Source organism: Sphaerotilus sp. (assembly GCF_031429695.1).
Taxonomy (GTDB): domain Bacteria; phylum Pseudomonadota; class Gammaproteobacteria; order Burkholderiales; family Burkholderiaceae_C; genus Sphaerotilus.
On sequence record NZ_JANPAB010000058.1, the window covers coordinates 78,787 to 93,225 of the forward strand.

Here is a 14,439-nt window from a genome sequence, read left to right on the forward strand (position 1 = left end):
TCAACCCCAGTATTCGGGTTGGGACTGGATGATCGGAAAAACCTGCTCGACCTCGCTGGACTGACCCAGCAGCGTGAAGAGCGCCCCCTGGATCACTCGCTCCTTGGGGCGATTGCCGCGCCAGCCGTCCGGGCGCACGCGCTGGACGGTCTCGTGGATCTGCACGGCCAATCCCAGCAAGGCATCTTCCGCATCGCCCGTTGCTGCGCCCAAACCGGTGGGTGTTGGTTCATGCACTGCGACGTGACTCGACGCTGATGGGCTGTGTTGCCTGAGCTTGACCAGCATGTTGTACAGCGCCCGCTTGCCCGGCGTGTCCAGCCGCTGCGAGGTCTCGTCGGTGTGGCCCGTCTCGACCTTGGCCGCCAGCTCAGCGATCTGCTTCAGGTAAGCCTCGTACTCGACCGCCTTGGCCTTGCGCGTCTGGATGAGTTCGTCGAGCAGGGCCGACATCTTCTCGTAGTAGGCCGGGTCGTTCAGGTGGTCCTGGAGGATCTTGCTGCGGACGTTGTTCTCGATCGTCTCGGCGACCGCTTCCCGATTTCCCTTCAGGTTGGCCAGGCGTTCGGCGACCGCATCGGCGATGCCGGTCTTGACGATCAGCGCCAGCAGGCTCAGGTCATCGAAGGGCGAGATCCGGCGCGGCGTGCCGGCTTCGATGTAGGTGTCGATCAGGTGGCGCATGTCGGCCTCATACGCCTTCAGGTCGATCGTCTCGCCACTGGCGTTGCGGATCGTCTGGCGCAGATCGACACAGGCGTTGACCTTGGCTCGGATGCGCTCAGTGTCTTCAGGGCTATAGCCGGCAGCCGTCATCTCGTCTGCCAGGTTGGCCCAGGCGCGCACCAGCGCCGCGGTGGCCTTGTACAGCCCGGCCCGTCGCGGGGCGCGTTCCTGCACGTCATTGGCCATGTCGGTGTTGCCACAGAAGTAGTGGATGTGCGCCAGCTCGTCGCGGGGCGGCTCGACCGGCTCGCACAGCAGCGCCAGCGTCTCGACGGCCTGATCGAGTTTCTCGCGGCATGCCTTCAGCCGGGTCTGCAGCAGCACCTCCGGGTCGGCGCTGCCGGCGGCCGGGTCGCGGGCGATCTCCGAGGTGTAGACGGCGATGCTCTTCTCGACCTTCTTGAACAGATCCTTGTAATCAACGATGTAGCCGAAATCCTTGTCGTCGCCGTCGAGCCGGTTGGTGCGGCAGATGGCCTGGAACAGCCCGTGGTCCTGCATTGACTTGTCGATGTAGAGAACGCTGCAGGGTGGGGCGTCGAAGCCGGTCAGCAGCTTGTCCACGACCACCAGCAGCTTCATGCGCGCCGGCTCCTTGATGAACTGCTGCTTCACGGCCTCCTCGTAGGCTTCGGTGCGGGTCAGGCCGGGGCGGGGCTGCGTGTCCTTGAGCAGCTCGGTGTAGGTGTTGAAAACGAACTGCCGATCGGTTTCGCTGTTGGCGCCGGTTTCCTCGCGGGTCATGTTCTGGGCTTGCGGGTTGTAGGACGTGACGATTGCGCAGTGGCTGCGCAGCGGGGTCTTTTGCAGGAGAACGAAGTATTTGCAGGCTTCGTAGATGCTGGCGGCGACCAGGATCGCGTTGCCGCGCTGGGTGGACAGGCGCGGCTTGACGCTGAAGTCGTATTCGATGTCGCAGACGACTTTCTCCATGCGCGAGCGCGAACTGAGCACGCTTTGCATCGTGCCCCAGCGTTCCTTGAGCGCGTGTCTCTGCCAGTCGTTCAAGGCGCGGGTCTTGGCCTCGAACCACCCATCGACCCGCTCGGGCGAGCTGAGCTGCTGGTCGATGTCGCGGGCCTCGTAGACCAGATCGAGCACCACGCCGTCCTGGACCGCCTCGGTGAACTTGTAGGTGTGGATGTAGCCGCCAAAGACCTCGCGGCTGGTCTGCTGGTCCTGCTTGAGCAGCGGGGTGCCGGTGAAGCCGATGAACACCGCCTGTGGCATGGCGGCTTTCATGAAGCGGTTGAGCCGCCCGCCCTGGGTGCGGTGGCACTCGTCCACGAAGACGAACACCTCGCCGAGGGTCAGGCTGGGCCGGGTTGCCATGTCCTTGACGAAGGCGTCGATGTCGTCCACGTCGCGGCGGCCGAACTTGTGGACCAGCGCACACAGCAGACGCGGCGCGGGCTGGCCGAGCTGGGCGAGCAGATCCCGGCCGCTGCGGCTGCGCTGGAGGGTTTCGCCTGCGTCGGTGAAGACGCGCTCGATCTGCTGGTCGAGTTCATTGCGGTCGGTGACGATGACCACGCGGGCCTGGGGGCGGTTTTCAAGAATCCACTTCGCCAGCAGCACCATCAGGATGCTCTTGCCCGCGCCCTGGGTGTGCCAGAGGATGCCGCCGCGCCGGTCGCGGACGTGCTGCTGGGCCGCCTTGAGACCGAAATACTGGTGGACGCGGGGCAGCTTCTTCACGCCGCCGTCGAAGAGCACGAAGTCGTGCATCAGCTCGATCAACCGGGGCTTGGCGCAGAGCTTCAGCAGGTACTTGTCGAGCTTGAAGCGGGTGTTGTCCTGTTCGTCCTCCTTCCAGGCGAGGAAGTGTTTTTCGGGCGTGCCGAGGGTGCCGTAGCGCAGGCCCTGCGAGTCGTTGCCGGCGAAGACGAACTGCACCGCGGTGAAGAACCAGGCGTTGAAGTCGGGCTGCTGGTTGGACAGGTTCTGGCGGATGCCTTCGCTGAGGCTGACGCGGCTGTTCTTCAGCTCCAGCACGCCGATTGCGAGGCCGTTGACGTAGAGCACGAGGTCGGGGCGACGCTCGCGGGTGCCTTGGCGGCGCAGCGTGACCTCTTCGGCGAGGGCGAAGTCGTTGCGCTCGGGGTGTTGCCAGTCGATCAGGTGGACGGTTTCGGTGGGCTGGCCGGCGTCGGTCTTCACCGGGACGCCGTAGCGCAGCAGGCCGTACACCGCCTTGTTGCTGTCGTAGAGCGGCCGGGTGGGGTGGTCGGCTTCGCGGTGCAGCAGGTCGAGGGTGCGGGCGATCTGGGCGGGGGTGTAGCCGCGGTGGGCGAGCGAGGCGGTCAGCAACTCGTCCTCGACGGGCTGGTTGCGCTCGCCGCGTTCGCTCCAGTCGCCGAGGTAGCGGTAGCCGAGTTCGTGCTGGAACAGGTGGATGACACGGCGCTGCGTGGCGCGTTCGGTTGGGCTGGGTGGGGTGGTGGTCATGGCAGGACTTCCCAATGGCCGCCCTTGCGCGGGCCGACGAAGCGCAGGCGGGATTGGCGCACGAGCTGGGCAACGGCCCGCTCGATGGTGCTGCGGGCGCGGCCGAGGGTGGCGGCCACCTGGACGAGTGTCATCTGGGGGTTTGCGGCCAGCAGGGCCAGGATGCGCGCGGGTGTTCCTGCCGGCGTGGCGGGAATTTCTACCCGCGTTTCTACCCGCGTTTCTACCGGCATGGCGTTGTCCGGTGACGGTAGAAACCGGAAGACGCTCCACAGCCCGTTGCCATCGTCAGCGCGGAATGTCGGCTCCGGCACCCCCGCCGCCACGCAGGCCGCCCGCATCCGCTCGATGCCGCGCCCCCAGGCTTCGATCATCCCGGCGCGGAAGAAGGCATTCGCCACGTCCGGGTTGAAGGGCTGCGAGGCGTGTTTGTCCAGCAGCCGCGCCACGGTCCAGTTCGGCGGCAGCGGGCCGGGGTTCCACAGCATCAGGTGGTCGTCGAACACGCTGATCTGGATCGGCACGCCGCTGGCGTAGTCCTTGTGGGCGATGGCGTTGAGCACCGCCTCGCGCAAGGCTTCCTCGGGCACTGGCCAGGTTTCCACCCGCTGCACGCCCTCGTAGGAGATGCGGGCCTTGAGGTACTTGGACAGCAGCAGCTCCAGCGTCTTGCGCACTTGCTCGAACAGGGGGCCATGCACCTCGTCCTGGTACAGCAGGTCGGCTTCGGCCTGGAAAAAACCGATCTTGACGCAGGCGCCGGTCACGAAGCGTTCCGGGTCGGGGTGGAACAGCAGCACGGCGGCCCGCTTGAGGTAGGCGCCGTCGGTCAGGTGCAGGCGGTGGATCAGGTCGGCGTCCGGCTCGGCCAGCAGGTCGGTCGAAAGCCGCTTGCTGCGGGCGGCGTGCTGGCGGAAGTCGGCCAGCGTGGGGGCGGACAGGTCGGACAGCGCCACATGCGGCACGGGCACGCCGTCCCAGTGGCGGCCCTGCTTGCGCAGCAGGAAGCGGTCGAGCGCGGCGCCCTTGAGTTCCTGCTTGGTGCTGCCGCTGCGGACGTGGTACTGGCCCTTGTAGCTGACGGGGTAGGGATAGGGTTCGACGACGATCTGCACGAACTCGCGGCCGGTGGGGGCGTGTTGGTGCAGGTTGACCTCGACGAGGATGCCGAGCAGGTCGCGGACCTTGTTCGGGATCTCTTCGAGCAGGCGTTTGGCGTCGGTCAGGCCGACGATGGTGCCGGCGTCATTGCGGCCGATCTCCAGCACGCCGCCCTCGGCGTTGGCGAAGCCGCAGATCCATTTCAGGTACTCGTCGCGCCACGACTCTTTCCATTCGACGTGCTGGTGCTCTTTGGTCATGCGAGCCGCGTCCTTCCCGTCAGCAGCTCGCGCATCATCCCTTGCTTGACCTGCCGGACCTTGCCGAGGCGGGTTTCTAGTTCGGTGATGTCGGTGTCCATGTCGGACAGGATCGCCGCGATGGCGGCTTGCTCTTCAATAGATGGAACGGGTATCGGTAATTGCTTGTACTCGTTTCCGTTTATCCCTGGTTGGCCGCTGCGCATAGACATAACAGTGACCCATTTCCAGTAGTTCTCTGTCTTGGTGAGAGCGAATAGAAACTCGGGGAGCAACTCTTCTTGTTTGGCCCTGACTCGTATCAGGAATCCTGCAAATATAAGTGGACCATCTTTTTTTGTGTACAAATAAGATTTACCTACGCTTGCGCCGGTTCTGGTGAATAAAATATCGCCCTGTTTTAGAGTGTATTGTTCGAGGTTGTGAGTTTTGACTGAAACTTTAGGGTTTGGTCTGAATTCCCCGTCGTCAGTGATGTCTGTGATTCTAATGTATGTTGGTAATTGATCCGAAAAATCAACTGCAGGGGCATTGATTCCATACTCTGGTGGATTTGATAGGCAATCCCCCAGAATTTTGATGGCCCATTCGCCATGAAATCCGGCGAGCCTTTTTTCGCCTGTCAGCAGCTCACGCATCGCCCCTTGCTTGACCTGCCGCTTCTTGGCGAGGAGCTGCTCCAGCGCGTCGATGAGGGCGTCGGTGTCGCTCAGGGCGGTGGCGATGGCTTGTTGTTCGGCTATATCTGCTGGATAGGCTGTTTTGATTTCGTGAAGATCATTCCTGTTGACGCCAGGAACTCCGCTTTTTCCGCTGTGCGAATGAAAATCTACCGTTCTAAGTAAATGGGAAATGAAATTTGGGTCATTGCCATGAAAATCTCGCACATAAAGCGTGGTATTCAGTGGCCAGTAGTCCGTTGCAACAAGAAAAACCTGCCCTATCGTCCCGTATCGACCCGTGACAACTCCGGGTGCTTTTGCGCGATACTCATTATGAAATTCTTCAAATCCCGATGATGTGACAATCGGGTAATCGCCCGATTTTCGATTCCGATGAGGAAGATCGAACCCGCGTTGAAAAGTGACGATCTCGCCCAATCGCTTGACTGTCCATTCATGTGGAATGATGCCAGCTTCAGGCTGCTGGTATTCCTCGGCCTTCACCATGTATTTCGCGCTCGGCTCGCTCACCTGCATGTCGCTGTCCATTTGTCCGCTCATGCCCACGCGAAGCCCATCTTCAGCAGGTGCGCCTTCACCCGCGCCTCCAGCCCGGCCGCCCGGTCGGCAAGCTGCGGCAGCGGCGTTTCGTAGCGTTCGGCCAGCTCTTTCACCCGCTGCGTGAGCCGCTGGCTGACGCGCTCCATCTCGCCGTGGATCGCCGCCCGCAAGGCCGCCAGCCACTTCTCGTCCACCACCAGCGACCGCACCTCGGCCGTGCTCAGCTTCGGGTACTTCGCCTTGGCAGCAGCATCCAGCGCCGCCTCGGCATCCTTGAGCTTCTTCTTGCACTTCGCTTCATCCGCCGCGAGCGCCAACCACCGCTTCAGTACGGCCAGTTCCTCGGCCGCGTCCGTATCCGCTTCCCGGCCGATTTCCTTGACCCGCTCGTCCACCGCCGCCTTGTTGATCTTGTCGTAACCGGAGAACACCGCGTCCTCGCCACCGTGCTCCTCCTCCATCTCGGCCAGCGCCGCCGACGCGGCTTCCAGCGCCACAGCCAGCCCATCAATGGCGGCCTGTTCCTTGCCGAAGTAGTGCGCCACGATCAGCGCCTTGGGCACCAGGTCGTTGACCCAGCCCCGGTCCACCGACTTCCCCGCCTGCCCGTCCTTGCCCTTCTTCACCTCGACGAGCTGCCGCACCTCGGCCTTCCAGCCCTCCGCCGCGATCATGTACACATCGTCCTGCAAGGTCGCCGCCCAGTAGTCCATCAGGTGCTGGTAGACCGCATACGGATCGACCAGCGGCTGATCGCGGTAATGCGCCAGCAGCCCATCGGCCAGCGTCGCGATGAAGTCCTTCGGATGCACGTCTTCCTTCAGCGCCTTCAACCCCGCCGACTGCTGATCGAGCCATGTCTTGAAATGCGCCTGCATCCGCCCCGTGAACGCGACGAACTCCGGGTGCGCGTGGACCGTCGCCTTGATCGCCGCCGGTGCCACCGCCAGCTCGACATACCCCGCCCGCGACGGACGGAACAGCGTCTTGCGCAGCGTCGGGCACAGCGCCCAGTACGGCTGCAACGCATCGATGTCCGCCTGCGGAATGCCGCCCTGCAGGTGGCCGGCGATGTCCTGCACGTCCTCCGGCGTCTGGCTGTCGATGTAGCGCGGCAGGTTCAGGTTGAAATCGTTCTGGCGGATTTCCTCGAACGTCACCTTCCGGGCATAGCGCGGCACCTCCGCCCGCCGCTCGAAGACATCGACGATCTGGTGCAGGTCGCGCTCGCGCAGGCGGTTCTTCGGGCCGTCCTTGATGAAGCCCCGGCTGGCGTCGATCATGAAGATGTCCCGCCCGGACACGGCGCCCGCCTTGTCGAGGACGAGGATGCAGGCGGGAATGCCGGTGCCGTAGAACAGGTTGGCGGGCAAACCGATGATGGCCTGGATCAGCCCGTGCTTGACCAGTTGCGCCCGGATCACCGCCTCGGCATTGCCCCGGAACAGCACGCCATGCGGCAGGATGCAGGCCCCGCGCCCGGTGGATTTCAGCGAGCGCACGATGTGCAGCAGATACGCATAGTCGCCCTGCTTGGCCGGTGGGACGCCATAGGTGCTGAAGCGGCCGAACGGATCGTGTTCCGCGTCCAGCCCGGTCCCCCAGCGTTTGTCCGAAAAGGGTGGGTTGGCGACGACGTAATCAAAAGTCTTCAGGACGCCCGGCCCCTCGGTGAACTTCGGATCGGCCAGCGTGTTGCCCTGCAGCACGACCGCGGTGGCGTTGTCGTGCAGGATCATGTTCATGCGCGCCAGCCCGCTGGTGGCGGCGTCCTTCTCCTGGCCGTACAGCGTCACCTTGGTGCGTGCCTCGTCCACGACCTTCAGCAGCAGCGAGCCTGAGCCACAGGTCGGGTCGTACACGCTGGTGTCCGGACCGGTGCTTGCCTTGCGGATGCCCAGAAGCTGCGCGATCACCCGGCTGACCTCGGCCGGCGTGTAGAACTGCCCCTTGCTCTTGCCGCTCTCGGTGGCGAAGTGGCGCATCAGGTATTCGTAGGCATCGCCGAGGATGTCGTCGCCTTCGGCCCGGTTCTTCGAGAAATTCAGCTCCGGCCGCTCGAAGATGGCGATCAGGTTGGTGAGCCGGTCCACCATCTCCTTGCCGCTGCCGAGCTTGGTCGCGTCGTTGAAGTCGGGCAGGTCCGCCAGCCGGTTCTCCTGCTTCAGCGGCGCGATGATCTTCTTGTTGATCTGGTCGCCGATGTCCGTGCGGCCCTTCAGTGCCACCAGGTCCGCGAAGCTGGCGCCCTTCGGCACTTCGATCGGGGCATACGGTTGCCCGGCGAACTTGTCGCTGATGTACTTGATGAACAGCAGCACCAGCACGTAGTCCTTGTACTGGCTGGCGTCCATGCCCCCGCGCAGTTCGTCACAGCCGGCCCAGAGGGATGAATAGAGTTCTGATTTCCTGAGGGCCATGGGTCGGGCGGTCTGCTGAGTGAAGCGCGTGAAGAAAGGTCGCCATTCTGTCCCAGGGCTGGTCTGCGCGGCACCGGCTCAAGCCCCCGCGCCCACGGCCGATAGGCAGAGCAGAGAGGTTCTGCCATGCCCTACGTTCACCGAGATGCCCGCGGCCAGATCGACCGCATCCACCGCGACGCCGTGACGGGCGCGGAGTTCCTGCCGCCGGAACATCCGGAGCTGATTCAGATGGTGGGCGGTTCGGCCAAGGGCGCGAACTTTGCGCATCTGGACACCGGGTTGATCCGCGTGCTGGAGGATCTGGTCGATGTGCTGGTGGGGCACAACGTGCTGCGCATCACCGACCTGCCGGCCGAGGCGCAGCAGAAGCTGTTCGCACGCAAGCATTTCCGGGAGCGCTTCGAGCGGAATGCCTTGCAGCTCAGTGCGCCGGAAGTGCCCTTGGGCCATGATTCGCTGATTCCCACGGTCGCCATGCCGATCGCCCCCACCCGGGTGAAGCGGCGGGCCTGATCCGGTGTAAGAAACCGGGCGGTTGCCGCGACTGAGGGAGAGTCCCAAGCCCAGGAGCCCCCCATGTCCGCACGATCGCACGGCCACCCCGACCACGGTTTTCTCCACCCTGTCCCCAGCGAGATCACGCCGCGCGAGGTCTACGCAGGCCGCCGCCAGTGGCTGCGCCAGCTTGCCGCCGGCACGGGTGGCGCGGTGCTTGCCAGCTGGGCCGCCCGTGACGCGCTGGCCCAGGCCGCCAGCAGCCCGGCGGGCCGCCCCGGCAAGCTCGCGGCACTGCCCGGCGCCCGCAGCGCGGTGCCCGGCGCGATGACGATGGACAAACCCACCGCCTACGCCGACGCCTCCACCTACAACAACTACTACGAGTTCGGCACCGACAAGGCCGACCCCGCCCGCAACGCCGGCAAGCTGCAGACCCGTCCGTGGACCGTGGCGATCGAGGGCGAGGTGAAAAAACCCGGCGTGCTCGATCTGGAGTCGCTGCTCAAGCTCGCGCCGATGGAGGAGCGCCTCTACCGCCTGCGCTGCGTCGAGGGCTGGTCGATGGTGATCCCGTGGGTCGGTTTCTCGCTGGCGGAGCTGATCCGCAAGGTGGAGCCGACCGGCAACGCCAAGTACGTCGAGTTCGTGACGCTGGCCGATCCGAAGCAGATGCCGATGGTCGGCTCGCGCGTGCTCGACTGGCCGTATGTCGAAGGGCTGCGCATGGACGAGGCGATGCACCCGCTGGCGATGCTCGCGTTCGGCATGTACGGCGAGGTGCTGCCGAACCAGAACGGCGCGCCGGTGCGGCTGGTGGTGCCGTGGAAATACGGCTTCAAGAGCGCGAAGTCGATCGTCAAGATCCGCTTCACCGACAAGCAGCCGGGCACGGCGTGGAACAAGGCGGCGCAGCAGGAATACGGCTTCTTCTCCAACGTCAACCCCGAGGTCGATCACCCGCGCTGGAGCCAGGCCACCGAGCGCCGCATCGGCGAGGACGGCCTGTTCGCCAAGAAGCGCCCGACGCCGATGTTCAACGGCTATGGTCCGCAGGTCGCGTCGCTCTACGCCGGCATGGACCTGCGCAAGTTCTTCTGACTCTTCTGACCGATAGTTGACCGGACCGCGCCATGAACCGAGCTGCTCTGAACCGGGTGCTGCTGCATCCGGCGGCCAAACCCTTGCTGTGGCTGCTGTGCCTGGTGCCGCTGGCTGGCTGGATCTGGGGTGGTTTCCACAACGGACTGGGTGCCAATCCCGCTGAAACCATCTTGCGCGGCACCGGGTCGTGGACGCTGCGCTTCCTGTGCGTCGTGCTGGCCGTGACACCGCTGCGCCAGTGGACCGGCCTGAACGCGCTGGCCCGCTGGCGCCGCATGCTGGGCCTGTACGTGTTCTTCTACAGCGTGCTGCATTTCCTGGCCTACGCCTGGCTGGACATGGGGTTCGATCCGGCCGCGGTCGCCAAGGATCTGGGCAAGCGGCCGTTTGCGCTGGTGGGCTTCCTTGCCTTCGTGCTGCTGATCCCGCTGGCGGCGACCTCGTTCAACCGCGCCATCAAAGCGCTGGGCGCGGCGCGCTGGCAGCGTCTGCACCGGCTGGTCTACGCCATCGCTGCCCTCGGCCTGCTGCACTTCTTCTGGATGCGCTCCTCGAAACACCGCTACGGCGAGGTGCTGGTTTACGCAGTGGTCATCGGTGTGCTGCTAGGTGTGCGGATATGGCGCCGGTTCCGGACAGCCGGCGCGGTGAAGCCCGCCATCACTTCGCAGCACCCCCATGTAACAGGGTGATGAATTCGCCGGAATTCCCTTGAATGAGGGGTTGAGTTCGCACAAAAACACCCGTGAGCGTGACAAAGTTGGCAAAATCGTTGACATGTGATTTTTGCCCACTTACGATGAACGCAAACGTAACAGTGTGTTAAGGAGGCGAGCGTGGCAAGCGTTGCGGACGTGAACAGCATGGTGGGTCCGGGTGATGGCTTCTTTCCCGGGGAAGAGGCTGCGCTCGAAGGACAGCCGCCCTGGGATCTGATCGCCCTGCTGACCCTGGCGTTCATCGTCTTCGGCTGGATGGCGCTGGCGGTGTCGTACAACCCCAGCCACGGCGCGCAATTCGCCTTCGAGCAGTTCCACCGGGTCGCGCTGCACCAGTTCCAGACCTTGCCCTGGGACCGTTTCCTGCATGAGATGCACACGACCTACGGACCGGCGTTCTACGCGCTGGTGGGCAGCCTGTATCTGCCGGCCGAGGGCGTGCGCGCCGTCGGTCTGGTGATGCACCTGCTGTCCACGCTGGTGTTGCTGCAGGTCGCGTTGCGGATCGGGGCGCCCTGGCCGCGGGCGGCGCTGCTGTCGGCGGCGTTCTTTGCCTCGCCCTTCCAGTTCGGACCGGCGCTCTGGGGCCACCCGGACGCACTCGCGACGCTGCTCATGATGCTCGGTCTGGGCGCCACGATGCTGGCCGGCCGGGGGGCGCACCGCTCGGTCTCGATCGGGCTGCTGCCGGTGACGGTGCTGGTCCACCAGGCGGGTGCTGCCGTCGTGGCGGCGTCCTGTCTGGACGATCTGCGCCTGAAACGCTACGCCGACATGGCGCTCAAGCTGCTGGTCACCTCCGCCATGCTCTATCTGCTGTACCGCGTCTGGGACGGCTTCACGCCCCCCTCGCTGCAGCGCGCCGCCCAGATCAATACCCGCGCCTTCCTGATGGCGTTCACGCTGCTGGCGCTCGGCCTGCACGCCTGGGACCGGCTCAACACGCGCACCCGCGCTGTCGTGCTGCTGGCGCGGTTCGCCCTGCTGTGGCCGCTGTTCACGGCGGTCTATGCGGTGTCGGTGCCGTTTGCCGGGGGCGGGTTCATCTTCTCGCGGCTTGATGTGCTGGAGGGTGGCCTCCTGCCCGTGGCCGTTGTCAGTCCGGCACTGATGGCGGCGGTGGTGGCGTGGAGCTGGACCTCGCTGGTCGGTTACCGGCTCTCTACCGCGCAGATCACGCTCTGCGCTGCCGTGCTGGCCACCGGGCAGGCGCTGTACCTGAAAGACATCGACTTCTTCTTCTGGCCGCTGCTGCTGATGCGCCTGGTGCGCTGGGGGGCGCAGCGTCCGAACATGCGCGACGCCCTGATGCGCAGCGCGGTGGTCTGGACGCTGGTCAGCCTGACGCTGGCGACGCTTTCCTACAGCCAGCTTTGAGCGTGCGGATCACACACCACGCTGTTTTGCGCATGGGATCCTCCCTGATGCGAGGGATTCCCCACCTTTTTCCCCCTTCTTAACATGGTCCCGATGACGGTTGGCCAGGCGCCGACCGTGCAACCAAAATGCGGGGGGATCCATGTTTTCCAGGGAATACACCAACACCGACCGACCAGACGCGGGCAACGATTCCCGCAGCGAGGGCTGGTCACGGCGGCTGGAGCGCGCCTGCCAGGAGCGCAACCACCGCGAGATGGCCCGGCTGCTGCTGGATGGCGCCGACACTGCCATGGCGGAGGCCGATGACGACGAATCGCTGGAGTGGGCGCAGTGGTTGCTCACCCGCACGCAGTGCTCGCTCGACGCCTGTGGCACGCATCCGGAATGCCTGACGCTGCTGTGCGAGCTGATGGAGCGCCAGTGCTGGCTCTCGCAATGCTGGGAGCGGCTCGGTCATCCCGGCCAATGCCACACGGCACGCGAACGGGTGCGGGATCTGGCCTTCGATGTGTCCAGCCGCGCTGCCCGCACCGAGGACCTGGGGTTGCGCGTCTCGGTGGTGCTGCGGGCCGCCGAGGTGCTGGACACGCTGGGTGATCTGAGCGACGCCCACGCGCTGCGGGCTCGGGCGTTCTACAAGCTGGGTGCGGCCAGCCTGCGCGAAACCTCGTCGCGCTTGACCGAGGCGGCCTCGTCGCCTTGCTGCGCGGCCAGGTCGTACCAGTAACGCGCCAGCCGCAGGTCCGGCGCGGTGCCCAGGCCGGTTTCGTACATCGAGCCGAGCAGGTACTGCGCTCCGACATCGCCGCCTTGCCCGGCGATCCGGTACCAGTGCAGCGCCCGGGCCTCGTCCCGCGGCACGCCTCGGCCGAGGTAGTGGCCGGTGGCGATGGCTACCTGCGCATCGACGCTGCCCGCTTCGGCCGCCTGCAGGTACCAGGCCATCGCGCGCGGCAGGTCGATCGGCGCATGGCGCCCGGATTCGTGGAACTCGGCCAGCGCCACCTGCGAGGTGACAAAACCGGCGGCGGCCGCCGCCTCCAGATGGCGCCGTGCCGTGGCGATGCGGGCGCCGGGCAGTTCGTGGTTCAGGTGCATCACGGCCAGGTTGTGGTGTGCCGCGGGCATGCCGGCCCGTGCCAGCCGCTCGAAGGCTGCCCGCGCCTGCAGGAAACGGCCTTGCTCGTGGTCCTCCAGTGCCCGCTCAAGCTGCTGTTGCTGGACCGGCGTGGCCGCCAGTGCAAGCGCCGGCCCCGACAGGGCGAGCAGCAGGCAGCCGAGCAGCGTGACCCGCCGCAGGGCAGGACGGGAAACCGGTGTGGACAAGGACATGGGAGGCACTCCGTGGACGATGCGTTGACGGTAGCGCAGCCCGATCGACCTGTCAGCCGGGCCGGTCAAGACCCCAGGACCGTCACGTCGAACACCCGTTCGACCACCCAGGCCAGCGCGATCAGCGCCACCGCCGATGAACCGCCGACCAGCACGCCGCGCTGGTAGAAGCGCGTGCTGCGTGCCCACCAGGCCAGCGGCAGGAACAGCGCCACCAGCGACAACTGCCCCAGCTCCACCCCGAGGTTGAAGCCCAGCAGGGACGCGGCCAGCGAGCCGCCGCCCAGCCCCAGATCCTTCAGCGCTCCGGCGAATCCGAAGCCATGCACCAGCCCGAACACCAGCGTCAGCCGCCAGCGGTGGCGCGGTGCGAGCATCGGCCGCAGGTTGTCGAGCGCGGTGAAAACCACCGAGACGGCGATCAGCGACTCGACCCAGCGCGACGGCGGATCGACGATGTCCAGCACCGCCAGCGCCAGCGTCACCGAGTGCGCCACGGTGAACGCGGTGACGATCTTCAGCACCTCGACCAGCATCGGGCGCCACTGCAGTGCGGACTCGCGCCGGCCGGCCACCCCTGTGACCAGCACCGCCGGCAGCAGCAGCGCCAGCAGGAACAGCACATGGTCGGTGCCGATCAGGATGTGGTGGATGCCCTCCAGCACGAAGCCGGCGAAGCTGCTCGGCCCGGCGCCGGCCGCTCCAGCGTTCAGCGGCAGGGCCGCGGTTGCGGCGCCAGGCACCAGCACGGCAGTCTGCGGCGCCGCATTGCCGTGGCTGAGGCGCAGCAGGCCGCGGTGGCTGGCGTCGCTGTCGGCGAAGAGGCGGTAGTCGATGGCCAGCGCCTGCGCGCCGGCCGGGCAGGTCCAGTGGCGGCGCAGCACGGCGTAGGCGCCGTCGGTGTGCTCGTCGAGCTGCGGCGTGCCGTCGGCGGTGTCCTGGCAGGGCTGGCCGTCGGCACTCAGGCGCACACGCTCGGCGGTGTAGCGCTGCAGTTCGTCCCAGCGGGTGCGCACCTCGGCCCATTGCAGGCGGCCGTCGTCGTCGCGGTCGAGCACCAGTTCGCGGTCGAGGTCGCGCAGGTGGACATCCAGCCGCTGCACGATCTGCGTGCCCTCGACCTGCAGGTTCAGGTAGGCATCGCTCGGCTTGTGGGCCTGGGCGAGCGGACTGATCGACAGAGCGGTCAGCGCGAGCAGCCAGGCAAGGAGGCGTTGGGACATGGCCG

11 protein-coding genes are annotated in these 14,439 nt (G+C 65.8%); 5 read left to right on the plus strand and 6 right to left on the minus strand.

From position 1 onward, the window contains the following. From RMP06_RS10790 to RMP06_RS10805, 4 genes are read right to left on the minus strand one after another with little or no spacing between them, the layout of a single operon-like run. The gene (locus RMP06_RS10790) at window positions 1-3,174 is read right to left on the minus strand and encodes a type I restriction endonuclease subunit R (protein ID WP_310461782.1); all 3,174 of its coding nucleotides are present in this window, start codon (window positions 3,172-3,174) and stop codon (window positions 1-3) included. Beyond that, window positions 3,171-4,535 (minus strand): ATP-binding protein, encoded by a 1,365-nt coding sequence (locus RMP06_RS10795; RefSeq protein ID WP_310461783.1) that lies wholly within the window; start codon window positions 4,533-4,535, stop codon window positions 3,171-3,173. Before RMP06_RS10795 ends, RMP06_RS10790 begins: the two co-directional genes overlap by 4 nt. Next, window positions 4,532-5,746 carry a restriction endonuclease subunit S gene (locus tag RMP06_RS10800; RefSeq protein ID WP_310461784.1) on the minus strand — a complete coding sequence of 405 codons (1,215 nt, stop codon included), beginning with the start codon at window positions 5,744-5,746 and terminating at the stop codon, window positions 4,532-4,534. The genes RMP06_RS10795 and RMP06_RS10800 overlap by 4 nt, the downstream gene beginning before the upstream one ends. A gap of 8 nt (window positions 5,747-5,754) precedes the next feature. Then, window positions 5,755-8,178, minus strand: a complete 2,424-nt coding sequence (locus RMP06_RS10805) for a type I restriction-modification system subunit M (protein WP_310461785.1) — start codon at window positions 8,176-8,178, stop codon at window positions 5,755-5,757. 126 nt (window positions 8,179-8,304) lie between these two features. Between RMP06_RS10805 and RMP06_RS10810 the strand changes: the two genes are divergently transcribed. The 5 genes from RMP06_RS10810 (at window position 8,305) to RMP06_RS10830 (ending at window position 12,606) form a co-directional block, all read left to right on the plus strand. After that, window positions 8,305-8,694: a hypothetical protein gene (locus tag RMP06_RS10810; RefSeq protein WP_310461786.1), complete on the plus strand. Its 390-nt coding sequence runs from the start codon at window positions 8,305-8,307 to the stop codon at window positions 8,692-8,694. 63 nt (window positions 8,695-8,757) lie between these two features. Then, window positions 8,758-9,777: a protein-methionine-sulfoxide reductase catalytic subunit MsrP gene (gene msrP, locus RMP06_RS10815; RefSeq protein WP_310461787.1), complete on the plus strand. Its 1,020-nt coding sequence runs from the start codon at window positions 8,758-8,760 to the stop codon at window positions 9,775-9,777. A 32-nt stretch (window positions 9,778-9,809) separates the two neighbouring features. Beyond that, window positions 9,810-10,472 (plus strand): protein-methionine-sulfoxide reductase heme-binding subunit MsrQ, encoded by a 663-nt coding sequence (locus RMP06_RS10820; protein WP_310461788.1) that lies wholly within the window; start codon window positions 9,810-9,812, stop codon window positions 10,470-10,472. Window positions 10,473-10,616: 144 nt separating this feature from the next. Continuing rightward, window positions 10,617-11,876, plus strand: coding sequence for a hypothetical protein (locus RMP06_RS10825; protein WP_310461789.1), 1,260 nt, complete (start codon window positions 10,617-10,619; stop codon window positions 11,874-11,876). A gap of 142 nt (window positions 11,877-12,018) precedes the next feature. Then, window positions 12,019-12,606 (plus strand): hypothetical protein, encoded by a 588-nt coding sequence (locus RMP06_RS10830; RefSeq protein WP_310461790.1) that lies wholly within the window; start codon window positions 12,019-12,021, stop codon window positions 12,604-12,606. Here RMP06_RS10830 and RMP06_RS10835 read toward each other — a convergent pair. Together RMP06_RS10835 and RMP06_RS10840 are read right to left on the minus strand one after the other, a co-directional pair. Beyond that, a complete protein-coding gene (locus RMP06_RS10835; RefSeq protein ID WP_310461791.1) occupies window positions 12,513-13,211 on the minus strand; it encodes a tetratricopeptide repeat protein in 699 nt (232 codons plus the stop codon). The two genes, RMP06_RS10830 and RMP06_RS10835, sit on opposite strands and share 94 nt — an antisense overlap. Before the next feature lie 65 nt (window positions 13,212-13,276). Next, a complete protein-coding gene (locus RMP06_RS10840) occupies window positions 13,277-14,434 on the minus strand; it encodes a HupE/UreJ family protein (protein WP_310461792.1) in 1,158 nt (385 codons plus the stop codon). Window positions 14,435-14,439: the final 5 nt, after the last annotated feature.